Raw genomic sequence first — 26,022 nt, 5'->3', positions numbered from 1 at the left:
AGGGGGCAGCGCGACACCTTCAGGTGCTGCTGTCTCCCGGGCTTTTGTCCCGCCGTGTAACCTCTCAGAGGTCGCCAGCTCTTGGACCAGCCATTCACCGCAGTGAACCGGAACCCTAGCCAGCTATTTTTCAAATTGTGGTGTGCTGCCCTTCAGTGTTAAGCGTTGCAAGGGATATGCCAGAATTTTTTATGTTAATTATTAAACTGTTAAGTCTGCCTGTGCAGGCTGTTTCACCGTTTTGGTGAGACACGGCGAGTTGAGTGCACCGTGCTGGTGCTCTTTGGGATGACGCGTGGTGCTGACGGCGTTGCCCACAGAACGTGTCTGCGACAGCAGGAAAGGCTCAAAATGATGTGCTGGTTTTTGCCAGGTCTTTCATCATCGTCGTCGTCAGGCTGAGCTGCTCGCTTCCCATTTTACGTGACAATTCCTCTCTTGCGGACTGCCATACGGGGATCACGGATGTCAGAAGCGCCCACCCCTGCGCGGTCAGGCTAAGTTGTTTTCCACGGCGTCCGCGCCCCCCCGTTGATTCAATAACCCCACGGGACTCCATAATCCGTATGTTTCGGCTCAGTGTGGTTGCATCCACCCCGGCCTTTGATGCAAGCCCTGCCACCGTTTCATTTACGCCACCGCCGATCCCCACCAGCAGGCTGAACTGTTCTGCCGTCAATTCATAAGGTCTGAAGCAGGCGTTGTAATAACGCGTAATAGCCCGTGCGGTTGCACGTGCCTGATACGCCGGACAGGTTTCGGGGATGGTTTTTAGTAACGCCAGATCAACAGTGTTCATACTTTACGCTCGACAGATACGGTGAGATAAAATAGTGTATATACACTATTAACGCTATTCAAGGTATCATGATGCCCGCATTTATCCATATCAATTTACGTGTTATCGACCCTGCACGGCAGGCCAATCTTGCCCCTCGCTTCAGACTGGCACTTGAAGAGGCCGGCGGCAAAATTCTGCATTTTGGTCCTGTTGTTGAAGTCCTTGAAGGCGATGAAGAACCGCTACCCTTTGCTGGCATTTTTGAGTTCCCTTCACTGCAGCAGGCGCTGGCGTTTTACCATTCGGAAAAATATGCCCCGATTAAAGCTGAACGCCAGCTGGCACAGCAGGCAAAAATGTTCGTTGTCACCACTGACTAAGCGTTTCGTTTCCTTGCCTGCGGTATCGTTTCCAGATTTCTCCACCCGTTCGCCAGAACCGGTGTAGAGTTTTTAAACACTGCATCTCTAAAAGGACACCGGCATCATGTTAAGCATCCTGGGCAAGACAACCTCGATCAACGTACGTAAAGTGCTCTGGACCTGCGAAGAAGCGGGTATCGAGTATCACCAGGAAGACTACGGCAGCGGTTTTGCCTCCACGCAAACCGCTGCGTTCCGCGCCCTGAATCCCAACGCCATGGTTCCCGTGCTGCTCGATGACGAGTTCGTCCTCTGGGAATCTAACGCAATCTGCCGTTATCTGGCCCGTAAAGCCGGCCGTGAGGATCTCCTGCCAACGGAACCGCAGGCCTGCGCCAACGTCGAACGCTGGATGGACTGGCAGGCAAGCGAATTTAACAATGCCTGGCGGTATGTCTTTCCGGCACTGGGACGCAATAACCCGGACTATAACGACCCGGAGCGTATTGCCGCCGGAATTAAAGCGTGGAACCACTGCATTGCTATTCTGGAGGAGCAGTTGCAACGCACCGCAGCCTATACGGCGGGCGAGGTGTTTACCCTTGCAGACGTGGTACTTGGTCTTTCGGTGAACCGCTGGAAAATGACGCCATTTGATAAGCCTGATGTGCCGGCAATTAACGCCTGGTTCGAACGGCTTAATCAGCGACCGGCATTTTTACGTCACGGGAATAACGGTATGGTGTAAGTTTTTCAGCCCACACACATTCAGCAAGGATATTTTATTTAATTACAAAACCCTGAATGCCGTTATCAGGAATAATAATTAAGCAATATCCTGGACAGCCCCTTGCACCGCTTTGCTAGCCTGAATAGTCAGGCAAAGCTCAACCCGGAGGTATTCTTGCTGATTAAACTCAAAAAAGAACGAACGCATCAGGAGGATCGCCTGCTCGCACTCTGGCTGGCGACCTCTGCAGGCTTGCTCAACGCCATCGCCCTCGGGGCATTTGGCTTTTTTCCCTCCCATATGACCGGCAATACCTCCCAATTATCCAGCGAAGTTTCCTCTACCGATCTGAATGATATGTTGTTCTTTGGCGCCATTATTCTGTCTTTTGTTGCCGGCGCAATCATGGCCCGTATCATCGTGTTATGGGGGATTATCCATAATATCAGGCTGGTTTTTTGCCAGATACTGTTGGTCGAGGGATTATTACTGACCGGCGTTTCCTGTTACGAGATGTATTTCCATGCCCTCACGACTAACCGTGAAATTATTATCTTTCTTTGTGGTCTGATGGGGATTCATAATTCAACATCGACCCAGCTTTCCGGCGGCCGGGTAAGATCAACCCATATTACCGGCACGCTGACGGACGCGGGAATATCTCTGGCCTCGGTCCTGGTGGCGATGCTCCGCCGGGATTATTCCAAAGATACGGCAGCGCAAAAAAGTCAGCTCAAAACCCACTTAACCACCATTTTCTCGTTTATTACCGGCGGTATCGCCGGGCTACTCCTGTTCAGGTGGATTGGGTTTAACGCCATGCTGGCGCTTGGGGTGATGCTCGTCGTTGTCGCCGCCTTTTCCATCATCAGCACCTCAGTGCGCGTTCGCCGGGTGCGCGCCGCCTTCAGCCGATAATGAGGGTCGCAGGCGTGAGGAGACGCTCACGCCATGTGACACTGTCACATTTTAAATTACGCTTTAGGACAATTCTGTCTGCCCCACAGCCAGCCCTTGCTCCATAAGGCTTAACCTAAGGTTGTCACTAATTTCATAGGGTTACTGATTTTCCCCCTTCGCTGGAACCCATCCCAAACGCTTGCTATAGGTCATCTACCCCTGCCGAAACATGGCATAACAACAGGCAACCCGTGGTTGCTATAACGCATGCGCACAGGGAGACACATCGCAATGCACCCATTACTCAAACGTTCGCTGCTTTTTGTCGGCGCCATTATTGTGGTCGTTGCCCTCCTCACCTGGGGAATTGGGCTGGATACAATTAAGGCGCGTCAGGTTGACCTGATTTACCTCGGGCAACAGCATTTAATCCTGGTATTCTCATCCATGTTCTTTGCCCTGCTGATGGGTATTCCCAGCGGCATTTTGTTGAGCCGCCCGTCAGCACGCGGTATCGCTGAATACGTGATGCAGATCTTTAACGTCGGTAATACCCTGCCGCCGCTGGCCGTTCTGGCGCTGGCAATGGTGGTGATTGGTATCGGTGATACGCCTGCGATTATCGCCCTGTTCCTCGCCTCGCTGCTGCCGATAGTGCGAAACACCTATGCCGGACTGTGCTCGGTTCCGTCGTCGTTACTGGAAGCGGCTAATGGCATTGGGATGACGAAATGGCAGCGTCTGCGCCAGGTCGAACTTCCCAACGCCTGGCCAGTAATGCTCTCCGGGATCCGCATTGCCACCGCCATCAACGTGGGTACCGCCCCGCTGGCCTTCCTGATTGGTGCCAGCAGCTACGGCGAACTGATTTTTCCCGGTATCTACCTCAACGACTTCCCGACACTGATCCTCGGCGCGGCGGCCACCGCCCTGTTTGCTCTGATCCTCGACACCCTGCTGGCTGCGCTGGGTCGCGTGATGAGTCCACATCTCGCTCGATAACAATAACAAGGAGCTTTTATGAGACTGATATCCAGCCTGACGGCGCTGTGTGCCGCGGCACTGTTCACCAGCCAGGCGATAGCGGCCCCGCTGATCCTGGCGACCAAGAGCTTTACCGAGCAGCACATTCTCTCGGCCATGACCGTCCAGTATCTGCAAAAGAAGGGGTTTCAGGTCCAGCCACAGACCAATATTGCCACGGTCATTTCCCGCAACGCGATGATCAACAAACAAATTGATATGACCTGGGAGTACACCGGCACGTCGTTAATCATTTTTAACCACATCAACAAGCGCATGTCGCCACAGGAGTCTTACGAGACGGTGAAACGCCTGGACGCGAAGCACGGTCTGGTATGGCTCAACCCCGCCGATATGAACAATACCTACGCCTTCGCCATGCAGCGTAAACGCGCCGAAGCGGAACACATCAACACCATGTCTGAAATGGTCGCAAAGATTGAGCAGATCCGTAAAACCGATCCGGATAAAAACTGGCTGCTGGGTCTGGACCTCGAATTTGCCGGACGCAGCGACGGGATGAAACCGCTGCAGGCGGCATACAACATGGAACTGGATCGCCCGCAGATCCGCCAGATGGACCCGGGCCTGGTCTATAACGCGGTGCGGGACGGTTTCGTCGATGCCGGGCTTATCTATACCACCGACGGGCGGGTAAAAGGTTTCGACCTGAAGGTGCTGGAAGATGATAAAGGCTTCTTCCCGAGCTATGCGGTCACTCCCGTGGTGCGTAAAGACACCCTTGACGCCAATCCGGGTCTGAAAGAGGCGCTGAATACTCTCTCCGCCCAGCTCAATAACGACGTTATCACCGAACTGAATAAGAAGGTGGATATCGACCATCAGTCACCGCAGCAGGTCGCCCGTGATTTCCTGCGTAGCAAACAGTTGCTGTAGGAGGCGCTATGGAGACGATTCACTACATTCTGGATAACTGGGACTATCTGTTAACCCTGACGCTGCAACACCTGTGGCTGGTGGCGCTGGCGGTTGGGCTAGCCATACTCATCGGCGTCCCTCTGGGGATTTTGATTGTCCGCCACAAATGGCTGGCGACGCCGGTGCTGGGGATTGCCACCATCGTGCTGACAATACCGTCCATTGCGCTGTTTGGCCTGATGATCCCGCTCTTTTCGTTGATCGGTCAGGGCATTGGCGCCCTGCCCGCTATCACGGCGGTGTTTCTCTACTCGTTGCTGCCAATTGTGCGTAACACCCATACCGCGCTGGACAGCCTGCCGCCGGGCCTGCGTGAAGCCGGACGCGGTATCGGGATGACCTTCTGGCAGCGTTTGCGCTGGGTTGAAATCCCGATGGCACTGCCGGTGATTTTTGGCGGCATCCGCACCGCCGTCGTGATGAACATCGGCGTGATGGCCATTGCCGCAGTGATTGGCGCTGGCGGTCTTGGCCTGCTGCTGCTTAACGGCATCGGCGGTAGCGATATTCGTATGTTAATTGCGGGTGCACTGATGATCTGTCTTTTAGCGATTGTGCTCGACTGGCTGCTGCATCGTCTGCAGGTCGTTCTGACTCCAAAGGGGATACGATAATGATAAAACTGGAAAACCTCACCAAACAATTTTCGCAAAAACACGGCCAGAGCGTTAAGGCCGTCGACAACGTCAACCTCAACGTGCCTGAAGGGGAAATGTGCGTCCTGCTTGGCCCGTCAGGCTGTGGGAAAACCACCACCCTGAAGATGATTAACCGTCTGATCGCACCAAGCAGCGGCACGATCCTGATTAACGGCGAAGACACCAGCGGGATGGATACCGTGACCCTGCGCCGCAATATTGGCTACGTTATTCAGCAGATTGGTCTGTTCCCGAACATGACCATTGAGGAGAACATCACCGTGGTGCCGCGCATGCTGGGCTGGGATAAAGCCCGGTGTAAAACCCGCGCTGAAGAGCTGATGGATATGGTGGCCATGGACCCGCATAAATTTCTCAACCGCTATCCGCGTGAAATGTCCGGCGGTCAGCAGCAGCGTATCGGCGTGATCCGCGCCCTGGCGGCGGATCCTCCGGTACTGCTGATGGATGAACCGTTCGGTGCGGTGGACCCGATAAACCGCGAGGTGATCCAGAACCAGTTCCTGGAGATGCAGCGCAAACTGAAAAAGACCGTGATGCTGGTCAGCCATGACATCGACGAGGCCCTGAAGCTTGGGGATCGTATCGCCGTCTTCCGCCAGGGGCGTATTGTCCAGTGCGCCAGCCCGGACGAACTGCTGGCAAAACCGGCGAATGAGTTCGTCGGCTCGTTTGTCGGCCAGGACCGTACGCTCAAGCGTTTGCTGCTGGTATCGGCAGGCGATGTCACCGACCAGCAACCGACCCTCACCGTGCGGGGCTCTACCCTGCTTTCTGAGGCCTTTGCAACCATGGATGACAACGATATTCGCGCCATTACCGTCGTGGACGATCGGGGTAAACCGCTGGGCTTTGTGAAGCGTCGGGAAGCGCGTAATGCCAGCGGCACCTGTGCCGATATCCTGCATCCGTTCCGTATGACCGGCAAAGCGGAGGATAACCTGCGCGTGGTGCTTTCACGGTTGTATGAGAGCAACACCAGCTGGATGCCGATTGTCGACGAAGAGGGCCGCTATAACGGCGAGATCTCACAGGATTATATTGCCGAGTATCTCAGCTCCGGCCGTACGCGCCGGGCGCTGAATATTCACAGCGAGAGTTAAGCGAAAACACTCCGCCGGGCGGGCCAGACGTATGGCGCTGACCTGCCCGGCGGCACGCTCCCCTACAGCGCGTTTGCTCAGGCCGACACGGTTCATCGCACGCATACCTTTTGCTAACCCCGCGATTTCCCCTCACAATATTGTATCTCCCACGTTTAATTGCGGCCCATGCAACGTCTTCACGCTTATCCCGACATCCGCGCGATGTTTCGCAGACTTCTGATTGCCACCCTTACCGGCATACTGGCCGCGCTGGCCGTCGCGGTGTTCCGCCACAGCATGTATCTGCTGGAGTGGCTGTTTCTCAGTAACAACAGCGGCAGTCTGGTGAATGCCGCGGCGGCGTTATCCCCGTGGCGTCGCGCGCTGACGCCCGCGCTGGGAGGGCTGGCGGCGGGGTTATTGTTGTGGGGATGGCAGCGGCTTACGGCACAACGTCCTCATGCGCCGACCGATTACATGGAAGCGCTGGAGACGGGCGACGGCCAGTTTGATTATGGCTCGAGCCTCGTAAAATCCCTTGCGTCACTGCTGGTTGTCTCCAGCGGGAGCGCCATCGGCCGCGAAGGTGCCATGATCCTGCTTGCGGCGCTGGCCGCCTCCTTTTTCGCCCAACGCTTTACGCCGAAATCCGAATGGAAATTATGGATTGCCTGCGGAGCCGCGGCCGGGATGGCAAGCGCCTATCACGCGCCCCTGGCCGGCAGCCTGTTTATTGCCGAAATTCTGTTTGGCACGCTGATGCTGGCCTCGCTCGGGCCGGTGGTGATTGCGGCGGTGGTAGCCCTGCTTACCACGCGACTCTTAGCGCCCGGTGCCGGTACGCTCTATGACGTCCATCTGAGTGGCCTACTCAGTGCGGCAGATTATGGCCTGCTTGTCGCGACAGGTCTGCTGGCGGGCCTGTGCGGACCGCTGCTGATGTGGCTAATGGCGTTCAGCCATTCGTTATTTCTGCGTCTCAGGCTTTCGCCGCCCTGGCAACTGGCGCTCGGCGGAGCGATCGTCGGGCTGCTGTCGCTCCTGACGCCTGACGTGTGGGGGAATGGCTACAGCGTGGTTCAGGCTTTTCTGTTCGCCCCACCACTGCTGTCCGTGATAGCAGGTGTATTTATCTGTAAATTGCTGGCGGTACTGGCAAGCAGCGGTTCTGGCGCGCCGGGCGGGGTTTTCACACCGACGTTGTTTGTCGGCTTGGCCACAGGAATGCTGTTTGCACAACTCTTCGGGCTGTGGTTTCCGGGGTCTGAAACGGTGATTTTGCTGGGGCTGGCAGGCATGGCGACGTTACTCGCCGCGACGACCCATGCGCCCATTATGTCTGCGTTGATGGTCTGTGAAATGACCGGGCAGTATTTTTTGCTGCCCGGTTTGCTGATTGCCTGCGTGATCGCGTCCGTCTTGTCGCGGACGTTACGCCACGACTCGATCTACGGACAACATGCGACCGAGGGAAGAGAGATCGATGTACTGCGCTAATTCACGCTGTTCGGCACGCGGCAAATAAGGCAGCTCGCCCACCAACGGTCCCGGCAGTTTTTTGCTGAGCACGTCGATGATTTCCGCGTAGTGCGCCAGGCCCGGGTTGATACGGTTTGCGACCCAGCCAATCAACGGCAATCCGTCATTGGCAATCGCCTGCGCCGTCAGAAGCGCATGGTTGATGCACCCTTCCTGAATACCGACCACCATGATCACCGGCAGTTGCTCCTGCACCACCCACTCAGAAAGCGGGCGCAGATCGTTCATCAGGCTGCGCCATCCGCCGGTACCTTCCACCACGACATGGTCGGCCATCTCGCTCAGGTTCGCCAGACCGTCGGACAACAGGGTGTAATTAATCAAACCGCTGTGCGCCACGCTGCTTTCATCTTCGCTTAAGGCAATGGGATTGATCGCGTGATATGGCAGTTCCAGTGACGAGACGCTTTGTAACACCAGGGCGTCTTTATTCCGCAATCCTTCGGGCGTCTCTTTACTGCCTTTTGCGACCGGTTTGTACCCTGCAACGCGTTTACCGCTTGCTGCCAGAGCCTGTAGCAACGCGCGGGATACAACGGTCTTGCCGACAGAGGTATCTGTACCCGTAACAAAGAAACGCTTAAGCATGACTCATTCCACCTCTTGGGTATGCTTCGAAAATATAAACCAGAGAAATAATTCAGTGGGGGAAGTCTACGGGATGCGTGCGCTACCCAGCTTGAGATAGCGCAATTTTTCGTACATCTGCGGAAAAGAGTTAACCCTGTAACAGGCGGATCAGCAGCGAGCCGTTGTACATGGCGTCCTTGACCAGGGCTGCACCAGCCATGGTGCCCTGATTGGAAAACTGGGTGCTTTCCACGGCAATATTTTTGCTGTAGGCCGGGAGCGCCTGTTGATGAATACAGGCAGAGATAGCCGGGAAGAGGATTTCCGCCGCCTGACTCAGCGGTGAGCCAATCAGGATTTTTTGCGGGTTGAAGAGATTCACCATAATGGCCAGAATGCGGCCAACGTTATTCCCCACTCCGGTAATAATATCCTTTGCCAGCAGATCCCCCTGACGCGCTGCGGCGCAGAGTGAATCGACGGTCAACGGTTGTCCGTGCAGCGAAGAGCTCATGGACTGGCTGAGCCTGACCTGCGCCAGCTCCAGCACGCTTTCCACGCTGGCGATGGTTTCCAGACAGCCATGGTTGCCGCAGTAACAGCGCTTGCCGTAGGGATCGACCTGCGTGTGACCGATTTCGACCAGGCTACTGCTTCCGGCATGCAGAAGGCGTCCGTCGGTGATGACGCCCGCCCCGACGTTATGGTCAATCACCACCTGAATCACGTCCCTTGCGCCGCGGGATGCGCCAAACAGCGCCTCCGCCATCGTCCAGGCGCTGATGTCATGCTGAATATAGACCGGCACGCCGGTGTGATTTTTCAGCACCTCGCCCAGCGCCATCTCTTTAACATCGTCGTAAAACGGCATGCGGTGCACGATTCCATTTTCGGTATCAATAATACCCGGCATGGTGATCGCAATGGCCGTTAAGCGTTCAAGGCGTTGCTGATGGCGAATAAAGAAGTGATCGATATGGGTGACAATGGCATCGAGGAGCGATTGTTCAGCCTTGAGCGGCAGCTCCAGCCGGTCTTCTACCACCAGCTTGCTGCTTAAATCGCGCAGGGCAAGGAAGATCTCTCCCCGGCTAATGCGCAGTGACAGGTAGTGCCACGCTTCGGTCTCCACCACCAGGCCGACCGCCGGACGGCCGCGGCTGCCCGGCTCCTGAATTTCCGTCTCCTGGACCAGGTGGGCTTCCAGCATTTCACGAACAATCTTGGTAATACTGGCAGGTGCCAGTTGTGCCAGGCGCGAAAGATCGATACGCGAAACCGGGCCAAGCTGATCAATCAGGCGATAAACCGCGCCAGCGTTGGTCTGCTTAATCTGATCAATGTGCCCTGGCTGACTATCAGCAACCACCTCGTACTCCCTTATTTTCGAGCATCGAAATAAACTGTGGGCTATGGTGAAGCACTTCAATGGCCGTCGTCAAATATTTACTTAGCCATGTGATTTACTGCACATTTTTACCCACTTTTCCCTCTAAATATCGTCCTGCAGAGGCGCTTAACAGCTGTGCTTTAAACCGCTGCGCTGCATGGCTCTGCTCATGATGTTTCGACCATACCAGCCACATTTCCGAAACAGCATCGTCTTCGGCGATAGCAACCCAGCGCATTTCACGCAATTGTACCCGTTTAAACGAGGCCGGAAGAATAGAGACACCCAGCCCCGCCGCGACAAGCCCAATGATGGTCATCGCTTCCCCGACTTCCTGCGTAATGATCGGGGCAAGATCGTAGCGTCGTAACAGGCCCAGAATATCGTCGTACAGACCGGTACCTACCTGCGGGTCGAAAAAAACAAACGGCTCTTTTGCCAGCTCTGCCAGCGTGACCGCCGAACGCGAGGCGAGCGGATGATCGTGCGGGATCATTGCCATTAACGGTTCGCGCAGAATAACCTGCCACGCCAGCGTATCCGGGAGTTGGGTGTTACGCATCAGACCTAAATCAAGAGAACCTTCATTCAGCGGAGCGATTTGCTCGCGGGTATTAATTTCGCGCGTCTGAATATGCACATCCGGAAAATGCCGGCGAAACGACGACAGGGTCTGCGAAACAGCGCTGATAAACGGTGCAGACGAGGTAAACCCAATCCGCAACTCTCCGGTTTCCCCGAGATAAAGCCGCTCTGCCCGGGCTGCCGCCTCATCCACCATACTGAGAATTTGTCGGCTGTCGGCCAGAAATTGCTTCCCGGCCGCCGTCAGGCTCACGCTGCGGTTGGTCCGTGCCAGAAGGCGCGCCCCGACCTGTTGCTCAAGGATCTGGATCTGCTGGCTTAGCGGGGGTTGTGAGATATTCAGTCTTGCCGCCGCGCGGCCAAAATGAAGCTCTTCAGCGACGGCGACAAAGTAGCGCAGATGACGCAGTTCGATATTCATATTTTTAAAGTATCATTTGAGATTATTAATATATTAGACAGAATATTTACATTTTCCTACTCTGATCGTGTGGTCATACCCGTCACCCGAAACCACGGGGATGTTTAAGCAAGGACATTGTGTGAGTCGTACATCTACCATTGATATCGATCCGGCCAGAGATATTGATGATTTACCCGCAGCATCGCAGCCGGTTCAGTTCATTAAACGTGGTACCCCCCAGTTTATGCGCGTCACGCTGGCGCTTTTCTCAGCGGGTCTGGCAACCTTCGCCCTGCTCTATTGCGTTCAGCCGATCCTGCCTGTTCTTTCCCATGAATTTGGCGTATCGCCTGCCAGCAGCAGTATTTCGCTCTCCATCTCTACCGGCATGCTGGCGATTGGTCTGCTTTTCACCGGGCCACTTTCCGACGCCATTGGCCGTAAACAGGTGATGGTTACCGCCCTGATGCTGGCTTCGATTTGTACGTTACTCTCCACGATGATGACCAGCTGGCACGGTATCCTGGTGATGCGCGCGCTGATTGGGTTATCCCTGAGCGGCGTGGCGGCGGTCGGGATGACCTATCTCAGCGAAGAGATCCACCCGAGCTTTGTCGCCTTCTCTATGGGGCTGTACATCAGCGGGAACTCGATTGGCGGAATGAGTGGACGTCTGCTGAGCGGGGTGTTTACGGACTTCTTTAACTGGCGTATTGCGCTGGCGGTGATCGGCTGCTTTGCCCTTGCGTCTGCGCTGATGTTCTGGAAAATCCTTCCGGAATCACGTCATTTTCGTTCCACCTCCCTGCGCCCGAAAACGCTGTTTATCAACTTCCGTCTGCACTGGCGTGACAAAGGGTTGCCACTGCTGTTCCTGACCGGCTTTCTGCTGATGGGCTCATTCGTTACGTTGTTTAACTATATCGGTTATCGCCTGATGCTCTCCCCGTGGCACCTGAGCCAGGCGGTGGTGGGTCTGCTCTCTGTGGCGTATCTCACCGGCACGTGGAGTTCACCTAAAGCCGGAGCGATGACGGCCCGCTTTGGACGCGGTCCGGTTATGCTGGTCTCTACGGCCGTCATGCTGCTCGGCCTGTTGATGACCCTTTTCGCCTCCCTGTGGCTTATCTTCGCCGGGATGCTGCTTTTCTCTGCCGGTTTCTTCGCCGCTCACTCGGTGGCCAGCAGCTGGATTGGGCCACGCGCTCGCCGGGCCAAAGGCCAGGCGTCGTCTTTGTATCTGTTCAGCTATTACCTCGGCTCCAGCTTTGCGGGGACGCTGGGTGGGGTGTTCTGGCATAACTATGGCTGGAACGGCGTGGGCGGTTTTATTGCGCTGATGCTCTGCGGGGCGCTGCTGGTAGGGACCCGTTTACACCAGCGGCTGCACTGATTCAGGGTTTGAAATCGAGCGTGTAGTTTTCCCCGATACGCTCATCAGGTACCACTGGGAGCACATGATCGTCACTGGCAGACTGTAAGGCCGCAATGGCGGCCTTACACAGCTCAGGATCGCTGCCTTTTACCACCTGAATATTGGTCACATAGGCCGCGCCTTTGGGCTGGTGAATCTTTAACGAGCAGAGCTTCCCTTCATACTGCTCTGTGGTTGTCATCCTTTGTTTCACTGTTTCCACATACGCAAACGCCCATGCGTGCGCGGAGTCTTCTTCGGTGTTGAACGGGATTATGTCATGATGATGTGTCTGGCATCCCGTCAGCAACACTGCAATCCCTACACTCACAACCTTGTTCATTTTCCATCCGGCAGTCGTTTTTTTTTAGGGTTATAACACAGCGTTACTGAACGAAATAGCACCAAACTCTAAGGGGTAATGGCTTGGATTCAGGCGGGAATTTTGATACTACTCACTCTTCATGCCTGAAACATCGCCTTGCAAAGAGAAAACGAAATGAGCGAAAACAGCCACTACCAACAACTCACCCGCACCTTCCAGCGCCTCTCCCGTTTCTCCCACCTCTCCTCCATCGCCAGCTGGGATATGTTTACCATGATGCCGCCGGGCGGCAGTGCCGCGCGCGGTGAAGCGCTGGCCGAAATGAGCGTTCTGCAACACCAGATCCTGACCGATAAAAAGGTGGGTGAATGGCTGTCCGCCGCGGCCGGTGAGGACCTGAATGATATTGAACAAGCCAACCTGCGTGAAATGACGCGTCATTACCAGCAGGCGTCGCTGTTGCCGGAAGCGCTGGTGGAAGCCAAATCGCTGGCAGGCAGCAAATGTGAGCACGCCTGGCGTACCCAGCGCCCGGCCAATGACTGGCAGGGGTTTGCCGTCAACCTGAAAGAAGTCGTCAAACTGAGCCGCGAGGAGGCTCGTCTGCGTGCTGAAGCCAAAGGCTGCAGCCCTTACGACGCGCTGCTGGATATTTTCGAACCGGACATGACCAGCGCGCGCCTGGACGTACTGTTCGCGGATATGAAATCCTGGCTGCCGGACCTGCTGGCAAACGTTGTGGAAAAACAGGCTCAGCAGTCGTTCGTTCCGCCGCAGGGCCCCTTCCCGACGGCAACGCAGCGTGAACTCGGGCTTGAAGCCATGAAGATGCTCGGCTTTGATTTTAACGGCGGTCGCCTGGACGTCAGTGCACACCCGTTCTGCGGTGGCGTGCCGGAAGATGTGCGCATCACCACGCGTTATGATGAGGACGAGCTGCTCAGCGCGCTGTTTGGCGTGATCCACGAAACCGGACACGCGCGCTACGAGCAAAACCTGCCGCGAACGTGGGCCGGTCAACCTGTCGCGCTGGCCCGTTCAACGGCGATCCACGAATCCCAGAGCCTGTTCTTTGAGATGCAGCTGGGGCGCAGCGACGCTTTTCTTAAACATCTCCTCCCTGCGGTTCACGCCCGTTTTGGCAGTCAGGCGGCGTTCAGTGAAGAGAACTTTATTGCCTGGAACCAGCGCGTGAAACCGGGCTATATCCGCGTCGATGCCGACGAAGTCAGCTACCCGGCACATGTGGTGCTGCGCTATGAAATTGAACGTGCGCTGATCAATGGCGATATCGAGGTGGATGACATTCCGGCACTGTGGGATGAGAAAATGCAGGCCTGGCTCGGGTTATCAACCAAAGATAACTACCGCAACGGCTGTATGCAGGACATTCACTGGACCGACGGCGGTTTTGGCTACTTCCCGTCCTACACGCTCGGCGCGATGTACGCTGCGCAATTGTTCCATGCAGCCAAAACGGCGCTGCCGGGTCTGCAGTCCTCCATCGCTGAGGGCGATTTCTCCGCCCTGTTTGACTGGCTGCGTCAGAACATCTGGCAGCACGGTAGCCGCTTCACCACTTCGCAACTGATTACCCAGGCGACGGGTGAAGACCTGAATATCCGTTACTTCCGCGAGCATTTGACGTCCCGTTATCTGTAATCCAGCGGCCGGAGTACGCTCCGGCCGTTTTCCTTTTGCGCACCCTGTACCGCCCTTTGTACATTCCGTTACACGCCGATACCAATCACTCACGGAAACCCCGAATTTACAGGGATATAGTTCTTTCAACGGCCCCGCAGTGGGGTTAAATGAAAAACCAAATTCGAGGGTATGAACATGAAAAAAGTATTAGCTCTGGTTGTTGCCGCTGCTATGGGTCTGTCTTCTGCTGCGTTTGCTGCTGAAACCACTGCTGCACCGGCTGCTGCTCCAGCTGCAACAACGACTGCTGCTCCGGCAAAAACCGTACACCACAAGAAACACCATAAAGCCGCTAAACCTGCTGCAGAGCAAAAAGCCCAGGCTGCTAAAAAACACCACAAAAAAGCCGTTAAACAAGATGCCGCTAAACCGGCTGTAGAGCAGAAAGCGCAGGCCGCTAAAAAGCACCACAAAAAAGCGACCAAACCTGCTGTAGAACAGAAAGCCCAGGCCGCTAAAAAGCATCACAAAAAAGCAGTAAAACACGAAGCTGCTAAACCAGCTGCACAGCCAGCTGCGTAAGAGTACAAGCTTAACCGTGCCTTTCGGGGCACGTTGGTAAACCGGCGCTGAACCGGAAAGGTCCAGCGCCGTTTTTTTTATCCGGAGGGCGTATGCTGCGGCGCTATCGGTTTGAGCTGATTCTTATCCTGCTTATTTTATGCGCGCTCATCGCAAGCCATTTTTATCTTTCCTGATCGTAGCACGCTGATTTTACTCCCACTTTAGCGCTGTCCCGTCTATAGTATTTTCATAGGGTTCACTTTTAATAATCATAATTGCCCCCACCAGAGTGTGATATGCGTAAATCTGTTGTGTTGTTACTGGGAACGTTTGGTCTTTTTTCTGGATTCTCACATGCGGATGATGGCGGTGATGAAACCATTAGCGCGAAAGAGCTTAAAACGCTGTTTTTCGGTCATGACGATCGTACGCGCGTCGCCGATCCTACCCAGGCACCCTGGGACGCTATCGGGCAACTGGAAACCGCCAGCGGTAATTTATGTACCGCTACGCTGATTACCCCGCAACTTGCCCTGACGGCAGGCCACTGCCTGCTGACACCGCCAGACGGCAAGCCAGACAAAGCCGTTGCCCTGCGGTTTGTGTCGCAAAAAGGGATGTGGCGTTATGAAATTCACGGTATTGAGGGACGGGTTGATGCTTCTCTCGGCAAACGTCTGAAGCCCGACGGTGACGGCTGGATAGTGCCTCCGTCAGCGGCATCCTGGGATTTTGGCCTGATCATTTTGCGCTACCCGCCTTCTGGCATTACCCCGCTTCCGTTATTTGACGGAGACAAAGCCGCGCTCACTGCCGCACTGAAAGCCGCCGACCGTAAGGTGACGCAATCAGGCTACCCTGTCGATCATCTGGACGCGCTGTACACCCACACGGACTGTATTGTCACAGGATGGGCGCAAAACAGCGTGCTCTCACATCAGTGCGATACGTTACCCGGTGACAGCGGCTCGCCGCTGATGTTAAAAACGGATAACGGCTGGCAGCTGATTGGTGTTCAAAGCTCTGCGCCAGCGGCAAAAGACAGATGGCGTGCAGATAACCGGGCCTTAGCCGTGACCGGTTTTCGTGACAAGCTGGAAGCACTGGCGCAGCAGTAACTCAGCACTGTCTGACCTGACGTAACGCCCTGATTGATTCAATCGGCATCGGCTGGCTGAACCAGAATCCCTGCAGCTGATCGCAGCCAGCCAGCCGTAACAATTTCATCTGCTTTTCGTTTTCCACCCCTTCAGCGACCACCGCCATGCCCAGGGCATTGGCGATCCTCACCGTGCCGCTCACCAGCGCCGCCGCCTGCTCATCGTTGTCCACCAGCCCGGCCAGTGATTTATCAATCTTAATGGTGTCGAAATTAAAACGCCGCAAATAGCCAATACTCGAATAGCCCGTGCCAAAATCATCCAGCGCCACCGCGGTGCCCAGCGCTTTAAGGTTGGCAATCGCCGTGCGGGCACGCTCGGGGTTTTCCAGCACATAGGTCTCCGTGACTTCGAGCTGGAGTCGCCTGGCCGGGAAACGGGTGCTTTCCAGAACCCAGGCCACTTTTTCTTCGAATTCAGGGTCGCGAAACTGCGCCGGGGAGATATTAACGGAGAGCTTCAATTCGCTGTACGGCTCCAGATCCTGGCAGGCACGCTGCAAAACAAACTGGCCCAGTTTGTAAATCAGCCCGCTCGTTTCCGCAATGGAAATGAAGGTATCCGGACCGAGTTCACCTTCCGGGCGACGCGGCCAGCGAACCAGCGCTTCCACACTGCTCATTTTCTGACTGCGGGCGTCAATAATCGGCTGGTACCAGACCTCAAACTCGTCTCGCTCCAGTCCGTTACGGATCTGGTTTTCAATCGCAAGCTTGCGTTCCCGGGCGTTATTCAGCGCCGCGTCATAGTGGGTGACACGCCCTTTCCCGCTAATTTTGGAATGGTACATGGCGATATCGGCGCGGCGAAACAGCTCGGAACTGGTGCATTCAATCAGGGTTCCGCTGGCAATCCCGATGCTGGCGCCGATATGAATGGTGCGCTCCCCCAGACGAATAGGGGTATTGAGAAAATCCAGTACGGATTCAGCAAAGGTGGTCGCCAGCGCTTCTGCCCCTTCACCGCCGATGGTCATGGCAAACTCATCGCCTCCCATGCGCGCCAGCATCCCGCCCGGTGGAACGCATTCATTCAGCGTTTTGGCAATGGTCACAATGAGATCGTCACCGACGCTGTGGCCGTAGATATCGTTGACGTCCTTGAAGCCATCCAGATCGATAAACACCACGCTTTTGACGTCAATATCGCCACGCAAACTCACGCGGTCCAGCGCTTCAATGAGTGCGCGGCGGTTCGGCAGATGGCTTAGCCAGTCCGTTCTGGCGACCAGACGCGCCTGGCTTTCTCCGCGGGCCAGTTTGTACAGGCCCACGCAGCTCACCATAATGAACAGCAGGATCAGCACCGATGCCAGCACCACTATCTGCGTAATATCGGATGATGCGGCCCGGGCCGCCTGCGCGCCAGGAAGGCGTGCCTGCCAGTTGAGGTAACCCAGTAACTCCCCAGCAGAACTGCGCAGCGGCATACTCAGACTGTTGATTTTATCCGGGGTAAAGTTGAGGTTATCAATCTGAAAGGTCTGCCCCAGATCGGATAATATGCCGCTATTCAAATGGCGGGTAATCACCAGATAGCGGCGTGTACCGTCGTTAACCTGCAATCGCCCGATCATCGGTCGGATCAGCCCTATTCCGACAAACGCGACGCCGTGACGCGTTCGGGTGATCCCGGCATAAATATTCTTCTGGCTGGGTAATTCACGTCCGTGCTGCTGAATAAGCGCTTGCAGGCCTTTGCCAAAAAAGTCGAGATTCGTCTCCGCAAAAGGCTGGCTTTGAAACGATCCCCAGATAACGTTGAAATGCTCATCCAGCACGAAAGTGCCGTCATAGAGGTTATTGACTTTAAAGCCCGCTCCCCAGGTGTTGTATAACCATTCGGTATCGAGCTTTGGGCGGTAGACCTCGCGTACCGCATCGTCCCAGACGGCATTATCAATCACCAGGGTCGAGACACGGTTAACCGACGTTTGTATCGCACCCTGCACGGAAAGCGTGGTGCGGTGCTCGTCAATTTCATTGGTTTTGGTGCTGATCAGGTGCAGAGATAAATAGAGCAGCGCGACAATGGAGATGATTAAGCCGATCCCCGCCATGAAGATCATGGCAAACAATGTTCTCGCGGTGGGAATATTGCGCCAGCTTAATGTGCGATACATTAGCCATCCTCTTCAATGTTTTGCTTTTTTTAAGAGTAATACAGGCAGCGAATTTCGCTGCCTGTAAATAATGGCTTAACGTGTATCAGGCGAGTTTTATCATGATCATGCCGGCAAGCAGCAATATCAGTCCAATCCAACCTTTGTTATTTAAACGCTGACCGAACAGCACCCAGCCGGCTGCCAGGGTGGCGGCAATACCAAACCCGCCCCACAGCGCATAGGCCACGGACAGATCGATACCCTTCACCGCCTGTGACAGGGCGCTGAACGCCCCCAGTACGGCGGCAATCGACAACAGTCCGTAAATTTTACGACGAAAACCGTCAGAGAATTTTAGCAGGACGTTCGCTAAAATCTCCAACACGATGGCAAACCCCAACCAGGCCGCGTGGATCCATTCAAACTGCTGCATGGGTCTGCTCCTTCGGCTGCTTAGTCGGTTTGCGTGTACCCGATTTAATCAGCACGATACCTGCTACCAGCGTCGTTAACCCGGCAATCTTCATTGTTGATAATGTTTCGTCAAATAATAAGACGCTGAACAGGGTGATCAACAAAATACCGATCCCTTCCCACAGCGCATAGGCCACACCCAGCGCAATTTTCTTCACTGCAAACGACAGGAAAATATAGGAAAGTGAAATCATCACCAGCATTAAAATAAAGCCGGTATTGCCATCGCTGACGCTTGCCCATTTCATAGACAGCGTGCCGGTAATTTCAGCGACAATAGCAAGGGCTAATAAAATCCAGTAAAACATGTTTTTCTCCTGCTTGAGAATATAATCCATCGTGGCCTGCTGCGTGCAGCAAACCCAAAAATATGAAATTAAATCAGACAGCTAAGCGCGTAGCGCCAGCTCAGGCAGAAGATGTGACTATAGCGCGTTGCGCCAGTGTTGCTCACCAGAAAGAAGGCAGAAGGAAGTGAAAAATACAGCGGTGTTGTTTGAAGAATACGTCCTGAACAAATTGTCCATAAAATTACAATTATCCGCGTTGTTGCTTCTCGTCTTTGCGGATGAAAATTGTCCTCGGTAGTTGAACACGCCAAATTTGTACCATAAGTAAGGCTTTTACTCAAAGTCTTTTCAATTCTTTACCCATCCCGTTTGATTTTGGTTAGTTTATTGAAACGGGTTTCGCCTTTATTATAAATAAAAATATTATTCAGGAACCCCCATGGCTAAACCCATCATTACCCTGAACGGGCTAAAAATTGTCATCATGCTGGGCATGCTGGTGATCATACTGACGGGCGTTCGTTTTGCCGCCGACATCATCGTGCCGTTTATTCTGGCCCTGTTTATTGCGGTGATCCTTAACCCGCTCATACAGCGCATGACGCGGTTCCGCATCCCGCGCGTGCTGGCAATCACGATGCTTATCAGCATCATTATTATTGCCATGGTGCTGCTGGTCGCTTATCTCGGCACCTCCCTCAATGAACTGACGCGAACGTTACCGAAATACCGCTCGTCGCTGGCGATACCGCTGTTGCAGCTTGAACCCTGGCTGCAGCGTGCGGGAATCGAAGTGTCCGTTGAGGAGTTGCTGAAGTACATTGATCCGAATGCCGCCATGACCCTCGTCACCGGCCTGCTGGCGCAGCTCTCTAACGCCATGACCTCGATTTTCCTGCTGTTTTTAACGGTGGTGTTCATGCTGCTGGAAGTGCCGCAACTGCCCGCAAAACTGCAGCAAATAATGGTCCGTCCGGTTGAAGGCATGGGAGCGATTCAACGCGCGCTGGATAGCGTCTCCCGCTATCTGGTCCTGAAAACCGCCATTAGCCTGGTCACCGGGGCCGTGGTCTGGGGAATGCTGATGGCGCTGGATGTCCGGTTTGCGTTCGTCTGGGGATTACTGGCCTTTGCGCTCAACTATATCCCCAACATCGGTTCGGTGCTGGCCGCCATTCCCCCTATTCTGCAGGTGCTGGTGTTCAGTGGGTTCTATGATGCGCTGATTCTGCTGGCCGGGTATCTGGTGATTAACCTGGTGTTCGGGAACATTCTTGAGCCACGCATGATGGGGCGCGGTCTGGGATTGTCCACGCTGGTGGTATTTCTGTCTCTTATATTTTGGGGATGGCTGCTCGGCCCGGTCGGCATGTTGCTCTCCGTTCCGCTGACCATCATTGTGAAGATTGGCCTCGAACAGACGGCGGGCGGGCAAAGTATCGCCGTGCTGCTGAGCGATATGAGCCATAAGCCAGTGGAATAACCTTCGTAGATACCTGTCTCGTCCCCCTTACCGGGGGTGACGAGACAGGCAGGCGTTACGGCCTTCGCGCGCGGCGCCCGGCGCACAACAAAATGGCTATTCGCGCCATCCCATTGCCGGTGCAACATGTTTCAGAATGGATTCGATAACATGCGCGTTGTAATCCACTCCGAGCTGGTTCGGCACGGTGAGCAATAAGGTGTCCGCTTCGGCAATCGCTTCGTCCTGTTTCAACTGCTCAATCAGCTTTTCAGGCTCAGCGGCATAGCTGCGTCCGAAAATTGCGCGCGTTTTCTCATCAAGGTAACCCACGCTATCGCTGTCGTTCCGGCTTGCGCCGAAGTACATGCGGTCACGATCGTCCATCAGCGCAAAAATACTGCGGCTGACCGAGACGCGCGGCTGACGAGTATGCCCGGCTTCCGCCCATGCCTGTCGGTAGGCGCGGATCTGTTTTGCCTGCTGAATATGGAATGGCTCACCGGTTTCATCATCTTTCAGGGTTGAGCTTTGCAGGTTCATCCCCAGTTTTGCAGCCCATACCGCTGTCGCGTTCGACCCTGCGCCCCACCAGATGCGCTCACGTAAACCTTCGGAATGTGGCTCCAGGCGCAGCAGTCCCGGTGGATTTGGGAACATGGGTTGTGGGTTCGGTTTTGCAAACCCTTCTCCGCGCAGCACCTCGAGCAGTACCTCGGTGTGTCGGCGCGCCATATCTGATTCATTTTCCCCTTCCTGCGGGACATAACCAAAATGACGCCAGCCATCAATGACCTGCTCCGGAGAGCCCCGGCTGATCCCCAGCTGCAAACGTCCGCCGGAGATTAAATCCGCCGCGCCCGCATCTTCCGCCATGTACATCGGATTTTCATAGCGCATATCGATCACGCCAGTACCGATTTCGATGCTTTTCGTTTTCGCACCGATCGCCGCCAGTAAGGGGAACGGAGAGCTGAGTTGACGGGCAAAATGATGCACACGGAAATAAGCACCGTCTGCGCCCAGCTCTTCAGCGGCGACGGCCAGGTCGATGGATTGCAACAGAGTGTCCGCCGCGGAACGCGTGCCGGACTGAGGTGACGGTGTCCAGTGACCAAATGACAAAAAGCCGATCTTTTTCATAACGAGATATCCTGATGATGCTTTGCGTTATCTCTACTTTACGCATTACCCGGGGAGAATAAATGCCCTTTATTTAACGGAATAATTCAAATAAATTGACTGAATTGAGCGGATCGCAATGACGCCCCATAATGAGATATAGTGCGTCTTTCTTTTTCCCTGGCAGGTAAAACCGGCAATGGCTCTGATCCCTAAAAACTACGCGCGACTGGAAAGTGGCTACCGTGAAAAGGCATTAAAAATCTATCCCTGGGTCTGTGGACGCTGCTCACGCGAGTTCGTCTATTCAAACCTGCGCGAGCTCACGGTTCACCATATCGATCACGATCATACTAATAACCCGGAAGATGGCAGCAACTGGGAGCTGTTGTGCCTGTTTTGCCACGACCATGAACACTCGAAATACACCGAAGCAGATCAGTACGGTACTACCGTTGTGGCGGGTGAAGACGCGCAAAAAGACATGGGCGTGGCCACTTTCAACCCGTTTGCCGATCTAAAAGCGATGATGAATAAGAAAAAATAATTCCCTAATATTGCCCCTCTTCGTCATATGGGCCGCACAGTTACAGGTAAAAGGATATGGATACACTCCGTTGCTACTGGGACGTTTTTTTCAATGCTTATGGCTCACTGCTCACGAAAACCGTGCTGGTATTACTGCTGGTGTGGTGGTGTCATCAAACCCTGCAGCGCTTCAGAAAAGAAGCCCCTGACGCTACCGGCCCCATTGCCGAGGCCAATGCCAGAGAACGCTACCAGTGGCGCTACTTGCGGTGGGCTTTAAGTAGCATCCAGGGTATCCTTTCTCTGTATATTATCTGGTCGATTATTACGACGCTTTTTACGTAGCGGATACGGTTTCTGCCCTGAAGACGTCTCAGGTAGCCTCTGTATTTAACAGTCCGCATTGTCGATGATAAGCCGGGGACGCATGCGCAGACTCGATACAGTCCAGCGTCCCCCTGCGGATCACTCAACCGTCAGCGCAAAACAATTTTTCAGTACAGAGGCAATATCATCTTCTGCCAGCTGTTGCGTTTCCACGCCCTGCGCGGTGATCGTTTTCAGCACGTTACCCAGCAAAATCTGGCGTCCTTCAGGGCGATGCTGTACGACGAGCAGCTTCTGCACAAAAATGGCGTCCGGGTGCGTGGAGTTAAGGTAGTTGGCAGGCACAAAATCAATCCACTCCTGAGGAGAGAGGTCAAAGCCGTACTGACTGGCCCATTTACCCTCCACCCGTGCCTGAAGCAGATACTCACCCTCAGCGTTACGGGTCAGCCGGAACGTGTCGAAATCCTGCCGGATATCCGTATCAAGCATGTCTAACGCCATCGGCGCACGGATGCCGTAGCTACCGAACCCGAGGTCACAAAGCCACTGACGACCGTCAATCTCAGCAATGAGTGCCATATGGGTTTTAGGCCGACGCACCGGGTAGAACATCGGGCGCGCCGCGACAAAACGCCAGCGAATGCCCAATGCCTCCAGCGCCATCGCAAATAGCCCATTCACCTCATAGCAATAGCCGCCGCGCTTCTGCCTCAACAGCTTATCGGCAATGTCTTCGGGTACCAGCGAGACAACTTTACCCGCCTGTACATCCCCATTTTCAAAGGGTATCGAAAAGAGCTGATGGCGCATAAGCGCATGCAGGGTTGCAGTATCGGCAGCCGCCGGGCCGGTATAATTTATGCGCCTGAAATAGGCAGAAATATCGAAATTATCGCTGTGCATAGTGCCTCCTTGTCTGGAACATGCCGGACACTATAGATGGGGCACTTCATTGGCTGTATAGTCAGTTTTATCGAAAATTTGACTGCACAGATCCCCATGGCCGCCCCGTCCCCCCATTACCGTCGGATTGCTGAGATGCTGCGTCTTACGCTGGCTTCAGGCGCGTTGCAAATCGGCGACCGGATGATCTCTGCACGTAAACTGGCCGAGCGCGAACAGGTCAGTCTCCCGACGGCACTGGAAGCACTCCGCTGCCTTGAGGCCGAAGGCCTGATCGTTGCGCGTCCGCGTTCGGGCTACTACGTCCGTCAGACCCGCCTGTCCCGATGCGTGCAGCCCACCCGTTCCCTGCCCGGCCCCGTGCCTGTGACAATGTCAGCCGTCGCCCGATCGTTATTCAGTAGTGCAGAAGCCCGGCTGATACCGCTGGGGGCTGCCTTGCCCGACCCCGCGTGGCTACCAGGCGATACCCTGCAACGTGCGCTGCAGTCTGCAGGTCGACGTCTGGAAGCGCGTGGGCAAAGCTATAGTCTGCCTCCGGGACGGGTTGATTTGCGCAGTAAGATTGCCGCCCGGGCAGCGCAATGGGGTGGCCGTTTTGGTGCAGAGGATCTCATCATCACCGCTGGCGCGACACAGGCGCTGCGTCTGGCGTTGCGGGCTGTGTGCCAGCCTGGCGACGTGGTGGCGATAGAACAACCCGCCTATTTCGGTACGCTATTGCTGCTGGAAGATTTGGGCCTGAAGGCGCTGGAGATCCCAACCGATCCTCAAGAAGGGTTGTTGCTGGCGCCGCTCGCCGATGCTATTCGGTGCCATCATCCAGCGGCCGTTCTGGCCTCGCCCACCGTGCAAAATCCGCTGGGCGCCAGTATGTCCGTCCCCCGCAAGCAGGAACTTGTTGCCCTGCTGGAAGATGCAGGTATCCCGTTAATTGAGGACGATGTTTATGGCGATCTGGTCGGCGAAGGGCAACGTCCTCCGGCCTGTAAAGCGTTCGACCAGAGCGGGAATGTCATTTACTGCAGTTCATTGTCTAAAACGCTTGCGCCCGGATGGCGCATCGGCTGGATTGCGGCCGGACGTTACCACGCCCAGGTCCTGCAGGCGCGTATGGCCGGAGACTGGGCAGGCGCGCCGCTGTTTGAGGCCGCAACGAGCGAAATCCTGGCCAGTGGCGACTACGATCGTCATCTGCGGCGGCTAAAGCGGCGCATCGCGGAGGGGATTGGTGCCGTCATTGCGCGCGTCAAGGCAAGCTTCCCTCCCGGCACGCGCGTTAACGTGCCGGCTGCCGGTTTCCTGTTGTGGGTTGAACTTCCACACCAGGTGAATGCACTGGAGGTGCACCGCCGCGCGCTGGCACTGAACATTGGCGTTAGCCCCGGGCCGCTGTTCTCCCCCCGCGCACACTTAACGAATTACCTGCGATTAAATTGTGCCAACGAACCCACGCCCCTCCTGCTGAATGCGGTGGATCGGATTGGCGCGCTTTGTCATGAACTGGCCGGCTCCTCTGGCCTTATTCCAGAAAGTGAACATTGAGCGCTCTTTACTCCCTGCATCCGGGTTCGCGTTTTTTACTGCCGTCAGAAACGCACTCCCCTTTTTTCACGGAATAATACGTGCCGCTCTTAGCTGCGAGAACAGGCTGAAAAACATCTCATCGGTTGCCTGCATTCGCGTGAACCCTGACCGGCGGAGCTTACTGCCGTCGCCAAACATGTCATAATTCCAGCTAAAGACAAAATCGGCAAAATGCCCGTCGTTCAGCTGCAAAATATCCGCCTCCACCAACCGCTCCCCGGCAATGTCGCGCCATAACGCACGATAATCCTTAAACAACTGATGGAATGACAATCTGACCGGCGGCGCAGAGTCCAGTTCAAACCAGCGTGCGATGCGCGGCCACAGCTCGCTCCAGCGCCAGATGTCCCCATTATTCACGTTGAAAGCCTGGTTGTTAGCCCTACGTGATGTGGCTGCCCACAGCGTTGCCTCCGCCAGCAATTCGGCGTCAGTATGATCAACAATGCTGTGCCAGGTCTGTTCCGAACCGGGAAAACGCAGAGGTAAACCCAGAGCCTTACACAGGGACGCATACAGTGCGATGCTCAGCGCAAGGTTCATGGTATTGCCTGGCACCGAACTGCCCACCACGCCTGGCCTGATGGCATTCCAGTGCCAGCGTTTTCCCCGCTGAAAATCACGGAGCCACGCGAGCTGAGCGGCGTTAAATTCTGCCCCGGGTACGCCCGGATCGCTTTCGCGTGCCGGGGTTTTGAACGGTCCCAGGTGCGCGCCATACACTTTGTATCCCTGCATCAGGCTTACCGTCTGCAAAGACGCCGTTTTTTCAATATTGCTGACCAGGTTACGCAACATCGTGACGTTCGGTTCAACCATTTCCGTCCAGCTCCCGGCATTCATCCAGGCGCTGTAAAAAATATGGGTGATCTCGCCAGCGGCTTGCAAAGCCCTGGCGCTATCCTCCGCATCCAGTAAATCAACGTTGATCAACGAAATAGCATCAGAATGGGATAAGGCATGGCGGCTCAGGCCAATCACCTGCCATTTGTTGTCCAGGAGCGTTTTGACGAGCTGTCTGCCTACGATCCCGCTGGCGCCAGCGACCAGCGCGACGTTTTGTGGCTGCATCTTATTCACGGTGTTTCTCCAGTTAGGGTGACAGACACAGTGTGATATATTATTTTTTCCCTACATATCCCCTGAATT

At 55.1% G+C, this 26,022-nt stretch carries 27 protein-coding genes and 1 riboswitch; of the genes, 16 read left to right on the top strand and 11 right to left on the bottom strand.

Going from position 1 to position 26,022, the window contains the following annotated elements:
* Positions 1–31 precede the first annotated feature (31 nt).
* A riboswitch (guanidine-I (ykkC/yxkD leader) is annotated at positions 32–130 on the bottom strand.
* 216 nt (positions 131–346) lie between these two features.
* A complete protein-coding gene (locus tag BJ887_RS18050) occupies positions 347–799 on the bottom strand; it encodes a MarR family winged helix-turn-helix transcriptional regulator (RefSeq protein WP_014169866.1) in 453 nt (150 codons plus the stop codon).
* Positions 800–867: 68 nt separating this feature from the next.
* Between BJ887_RS18050 and BJ887_RS18045 the strand changes: the two genes are divergently transcribed.
* The 8 genes from BJ887_RS18045 (at position 868) to clcB (ending at position 7,976) form a co-directional block, all read left to right on the top strand.
* Entirely contained in the window at positions 868–1,161 is a 294-nt protein-coding gene (locus BJ887_RS18045; protein WP_196480812.1) for a DUF1330 domain-containing protein, read from the top strand.
* A gap of 106 nt (positions 1,162–1,267) precedes the next feature.
* The gene (locus BJ887_RS18040; protein ID WP_014169864.1) at positions 1,268–1,891 is read left to right on the top strand and encodes a glutathione S-transferase family protein; all 624 of its coding nucleotides are present in this window, start codon (positions 1,268–1,270) and stop codon (positions 1,889–1,891) included.
* A 156-nt stretch (positions 1,892–2,047) separates the two neighbouring features.
* Positions 2,048–2,791, top strand: a complete 744-nt coding sequence (locus BJ887_RS18035) for a YoaK family protein (protein WP_121340225.1) — start codon at positions 2,048–2,050, stop codon at positions 2,789–2,791.
* A gap of 273 nt (positions 2,792–3,064) precedes the next feature.
* Positions 3,065–3,775 (top strand): osmoprotectant ABC transporter permease OsmY, encoded by a 711-nt coding sequence (osmY, locus tag BJ887_RS18030; protein WP_059306006.1) that lies wholly within the window; start codon positions 3,065–3,067, stop codon positions 3,773–3,775.
* Between the two features lie 18 nt (positions 3,776–3,793).
* Positions 3,794–4,693 (top strand): osmoprotectant ABC transporter substrate-binding protein OsmX, encoded by a 900-nt coding sequence (osmX, locus tag BJ887_RS18025; protein WP_014169861.1) that lies wholly within the window; start codon positions 3,794–3,796, stop codon positions 4,691–4,693.
* Positions 4,694–4,701: 8 nt separating this feature from the next.
* On the top strand, positions 4,702–5,349 hold the full coding sequence (gene osmW / locus BJ887_RS18020; protein ID WP_014169860.1) for an osmoprotectant ABC transporter permease OsmW: 648 nt from the start codon (positions 4,702–4,704) through the stop codon (positions 5,347–5,349).
* Positions 5,349–6,497, top strand: a complete 1,149-nt coding sequence (osmV, locus tag BJ887_RS18015) for an osmoprotectant ABC transporter ATP-binding protein OsmV (RefSeq protein WP_047357361.1) — start codon at positions 5,349–5,351, stop codon at positions 6,495–6,497. The genes osmW and osmV overlap by 1 nt, the downstream gene beginning before the upstream one ends.
* A gap of 168 nt (positions 6,498–6,665) precedes the next feature.
* Positions 6,666–7,976, top strand: a complete 1,311-nt coding sequence (gene clcB, locus BJ887_RS18010; protein ID WP_121340224.1) for a voltage-gated ClC-type chloride channel ClcB — start codon at positions 6,666–6,668, stop codon at positions 7,974–7,976.
* Here clcB and bioD read toward each other — a convergent pair.
* The 3 genes from bioD to BJ887_RS17995 all read right to left on the bottom strand — a co-directional run bounded on the left by bioD (position 7,911) and on the right by BJ887_RS17995 (position 10,984).
* Positions 7,911–8,606 carry a dethiobiotin synthase gene (gene bioD, locus BJ887_RS18005; protein WP_014169857.1) on the bottom strand — a complete coding sequence of 232 codons (696 nt, stop codon included), beginning with the start codon at positions 8,604–8,606 and terminating at the stop codon, positions 7,911–7,913. The two genes, clcB and bioD, sit on opposite strands and share 66 nt — an antisense overlap.
* Positions 8,607–8,736: 130 nt before the next feature.
* Positions 8,737–9,957, bottom strand: a complete 1,221-nt coding sequence (gene mlc, locus BJ887_RS18000; RefSeq protein ID WP_121340223.1) for a sugar metabolism global transcriptional regulator Mlc — start codon at positions 9,955–9,957, stop codon at positions 8,737–8,739.
* A 94-nt stretch (positions 9,958–10,051) separates the two neighbouring features.
* Positions 10,052–10,984, bottom strand: coding sequence for a LysR family transcriptional regulator (locus BJ887_RS17995; protein ID WP_032678049.1), 933 nt, complete (start codon positions 10,982–10,984; stop codon positions 10,052–10,054).
* A gap of 121 nt (positions 10,985–11,105) precedes the next feature.
* Here BJ887_RS17995 and BJ887_RS17990 point away from each other — a divergent pair, with 121 nt between their 5' ends.
* A complete protein-coding gene (locus BJ887_RS17990) occupies positions 11,106–12,359 on the top strand; it encodes an MFS transporter (protein ID WP_032681138.1) in 1,254 nt (417 codons plus the stop codon).
* 1 nt (position 12,360) lies between these two features.
* Here BJ887_RS17990 and BJ887_RS17985 read toward each other — a convergent pair whose 3' ends face one another.
* Entirely contained in the window at positions 12,361–12,723 is a 363-nt protein-coding gene (locus BJ887_RS17985; protein WP_121340222.1) for a cell envelope integrity protein TolA, read from the bottom strand.
* A 156-nt stretch (positions 12,724–12,879) separates the two neighbouring features.
* Here BJ887_RS17985 and BJ887_RS17980 point away from each other — a divergent pair, with 156 nt between their 5' ends.
* The 3 genes from BJ887_RS17980 (at position 12,880) to BJ887_RS17970 (ending at position 16,031) form a co-directional block, all read left to right on the top strand.
* Entirely contained in the window at positions 12,880–14,367 is a 1,488-nt protein-coding gene (locus BJ887_RS17980; protein ID WP_121340221.1) for a carboxypeptidase M32, read from the top strand.
* 177 nt (positions 14,368–14,544) lie between these two features.
* Entirely contained in the window at positions 14,545–14,931 is a 387-nt protein-coding gene (gene asr / locus BJ887_RS17975; protein ID WP_025204322.1) for an acid resistance repetitive basic protein Asr, read from the top strand.
* A gap of 278 nt (positions 14,932–15,209) precedes the next feature.
* Entirely contained in the window at positions 15,210–16,031 is an 822-nt protein-coding gene (locus tag BJ887_RS17970) for a serine protease (RefSeq protein WP_020884292.1), read from the top strand.
* 1 nt (position 16,032) lies between these two features.
* Here the strand turns inward: BJ887_RS17970 and BJ887_RS17965 are convergent, their stop codons facing one another.
* The 3 genes from BJ887_RS17965 to mdtJ all read right to left on the bottom strand — a co-directional run bounded on the left by BJ887_RS17965 (position 16,033) and on the right by mdtJ (position 18,959).
* Positions 16,033–18,195 (bottom strand): bifunctional diguanylate cyclase/phosphodiesterase, encoded by a 2,163-nt coding sequence (locus BJ887_RS17965; RefSeq protein ID WP_020884293.1) that lies wholly within the window; start codon positions 18,193–18,195, stop codon positions 16,033–16,035.
* Between the two features lie 85 nt (positions 18,196–18,280).
* Entirely contained in the window at positions 18,281–18,610 is a 330-nt protein-coding gene (gene mdtI / locus BJ887_RS17960; RefSeq protein ID WP_014169849.1) for a multidrug/spermidine efflux SMR transporter subunit MdtI, read from the bottom strand.
* Entirely contained in the window at positions 18,597–18,959 is a 363-nt protein-coding gene (gene mdtJ, locus BJ887_RS17955; protein WP_032670478.1) for a multidrug/spermidine efflux SMR transporter subunit MdtJ, read from the bottom strand. Before mdtJ ends, mdtI begins: the two co-directional genes overlap by 14 nt.
* 421 nt (positions 18,960–19,380) lie before the next feature.
* Here mdtJ and BJ887_RS17950 point away from each other — a divergent pair, with 421 nt between their 5' ends.
* The gene (locus BJ887_RS17950) at positions 19,381–20,424 is read left to right on the top strand and encodes an AI-2E family transporter (protein WP_014169847.1); all 1,044 of its coding nucleotides are present in this window, start codon (positions 19,381–19,383) and stop codon (positions 20,422–20,424) included.
* A 96-nt stretch (positions 20,425–20,520) separates the two neighbouring features.
* Here the strand turns inward: BJ887_RS17950 and BJ887_RS17945 are convergent, their stop codons facing one another.
* Complete coding sequence (locus BJ887_RS17945; protein ID WP_014169846.1) at positions 20,521–21,546, bottom strand: LLM class flavin-dependent oxidoreductase; 1,026 nt, start codon at positions 21,544–21,546, stop codon at positions 20,521–20,523.
* Positions 21,547–21,724: 178 nt separating this feature from the next.
* Here BJ887_RS17945 and yajD point away from each other — a divergent pair, with 178 nt between their 5' ends.
* Together yajD and BJ887_RS17935 are read left to right on the top strand one after the other, a co-directional pair.
* Positions 21,725–22,072, top strand: a complete 348-nt coding sequence (gene yajD, locus BJ887_RS17940; RefSeq protein ID WP_014169845.1) for an HNH nuclease YajD — start codon at positions 21,725–21,727, stop codon at positions 22,070–22,072.
* Between the two features lie 56 nt (positions 22,073–22,128).
* Entirely contained in the window at positions 22,129–22,398 is a 270-nt protein-coding gene (locus BJ887_RS17935) for a hypothetical protein (RefSeq protein WP_068794561.1), read from the top strand.
* A 120-nt stretch (positions 22,399–22,518) separates the two neighbouring features.
* Here the strand turns inward: BJ887_RS17935 and BJ887_RS17930 are convergent, their stop codons facing one another.
* Positions 22,519–23,286, bottom strand: coding sequence for an arylamine N-acetyltransferase (locus BJ887_RS17930; protein WP_025204325.1), 768 nt, complete (start codon positions 23,284–23,286; stop codon positions 22,519–22,521).
* A gap of 36 nt (positions 23,287–23,322) precedes the next feature.
* Here BJ887_RS17930 and BJ887_RS17925 point away from each other — a divergent pair, with 36 nt between their 5' ends.
* On the top strand, positions 23,323–24,831 hold the full coding sequence (locus BJ887_RS17925) for a PLP-dependent aminotransferase family protein (protein WP_121340220.1): 1,509 nt from the start codon (positions 23,323–23,325) through the stop codon (positions 24,829–24,831).
* Positions 24,832–24,897: 66 nt separating this feature from the next.
* On the opposite strand, the gene BJ887_RS17920 is transcribed toward BJ887_RS17925, so the two are convergent.
* Entirely contained in the window at positions 24,898–25,953 is a 1,056-nt protein-coding gene (locus BJ887_RS17920; protein WP_121340219.1) for an SDR family oxidoreductase, read from the bottom strand.
* Positions 25,954–26,022: the final 69 nt, after the last annotated feature.

The organism is Enterobacter sp. WPR_3_1 (assembly GCF_003635055.1).
Classification (GTDB): Bacteria; Pseudomonadota; Gammaproteobacteria; order Enterobacterales; family Enterobacteriaceae; genus Enterobacter; species Enterobacter ludwigii.
Note: the sequence above shows the minus strand (reverse complement) of the source record. Positions and strands in the feature narration are given on the sequence as shown.

Excerpts from the sequence above, each read along its gene's own strand:
- osmX (WP_014169861.1), top strand. The coding sequence starts at position 3,794 with ATGAGACTGATATCCAGCCTGACGGCGCTGTGTGCCGCGGCACTGTTC.
- BJ887_RS18050 (WP_014169866.1), bottom strand. The coding sequence starts at position 799 with ATGAACACTGTTGATCTGGCGTTACTAAAAACCATCCCCGAAACCTGT.
- BJ887_RS17930 (WP_025204325.1), bottom strand. The coding sequence starts at position 23,286 with ATGCACAGCGATAATTTCGATATTTCTGCCTATTTCAGGCGCATAAAT.
- BJ887_RS17945 (WP_014169846.1), bottom strand. The coding sequence starts at position 21,546 with ATGAAAAAGATCGGCTTTTTGTCATTTGGTCACTGGACACCGTCACCT.
- BJ887_RS18040 (WP_014169864.1), top strand. The coding sequence starts at position 1,268 with ATGTTAAGCATCCTGGGCAAGACAACCTCGATCAACGTACGTAAAGTG.
- BJ887_RS17980 (WP_121340221.1), top strand. The coding sequence starts at position 12,880 with ATGAGCGAAAACAGCCACTACCAACAACTCACCCGCACCTTCCAGCGC.
- BJ887_RS17935 (WP_068794561.1), top strand. The coding sequence starts at position 22,129 with ATGGATACACTCCGTTGCTACTGGGACGTTTTTTTCAATGCTTATGGC.
- BJ887_RS17965 (WP_020884293.1), bottom strand. The coding sequence starts at position 18,195 with ATGTATCGCACATTAAGCTGGCGCAATATTCCCACCGCGAGAACATTG.
- yajD (WP_014169845.1), top strand. The coding sequence starts at position 21,725 with ATGGCTCTGATCCCTAAAAACTACGCGCGACTGGAAAGTGGCTACCGT.
- bioD (WP_014169857.1), bottom strand. The coding sequence starts at position 8,606 with ATGCTTAAGCGTTTCTTTGTTACGGGTACAGATACCTCTGTCGGCAAG.
- asr (WP_025204322.1), top strand. The coding sequence starts at position 14,545 with ATGAAAAAAGTATTAGCTCTGGTTGTTGCCGCTGCTATGGGTCTGTCT.
- mdtJ (WP_032670478.1), bottom strand. The coding sequence starts at position 18,959 with ATGTTTTACTGGATTTTATTAGCCCTTGCTATTGTCGCTGAAATTACC.
- BJ887_RS17970 (WP_020884292.1), top strand. The coding sequence starts at position 15,210 with ATGCGTAAATCTGTTGTGTTGTTACTGGGAACGTTTGGTCTTTTTTCT.
- osmV (WP_047357361.1), top strand. The coding sequence starts at position 5,349 with ATGATAAAACTGGAAAACCTCACCAAACAATTTTCGCAAAAACACGGC.
- BJ887_RS18045 (WP_196480812.1), top strand. The coding sequence starts at position 868 with ATGATGCCCGCATTTATCCATATCAATTTACGTGTTATCGACCCTGCA.
- clcB (WP_121340224.1), top strand. The coding sequence starts at position 6,666 with ATGCAACGTCTTCACGCTTATCCCGACATCCGCGCGATGTTTCGCAGA.
- BJ887_RS17995 (WP_032678049.1), bottom strand. The coding sequence starts at position 10,984 with ATGAATATCGAACTGCGTCATCTGCGCTACTTTGTCGCCGTCGCTGAA.
- BJ887_RS17950 (WP_014169847.1), top strand. The coding sequence starts at position 19,381 with ATGGCTAAACCCATCATTACCCTGAACGGGCTAAAAATTGTCATCATG.
- osmY (WP_059306006.1), top strand. The coding sequence starts at position 3,065 with ATGCACCCATTACTCAAACGTTCGCTGCTTTTTGTCGGCGCCATTATT.
- mdtI (WP_014169849.1), bottom strand. The coding sequence starts at position 18,610 with ATGCAGCAGTTTGAATGGATCCACGCGGCCTGGTTGGGGTTTGCCATC.
- BJ887_RS17985 (WP_121340222.1), bottom strand. The coding sequence starts at position 12,723 with ATGAACAAGGTTGTGAGTGTAGGGATTGCAGTGTTGCTGACGGGATGC.
- osmW (WP_014169860.1), top strand. The coding sequence starts at position 4,702 with ATGGAGACGATTCACTACATTCTGGATAACTGGGACTATCTGTTAACC.
- BJ887_RS17925 (WP_121340220.1), top strand. The coding sequence starts at position 23,323 with ATGGGGCACTTCATTGGCTGTATAGTCAGTTTTATCGAAAATTTGACT.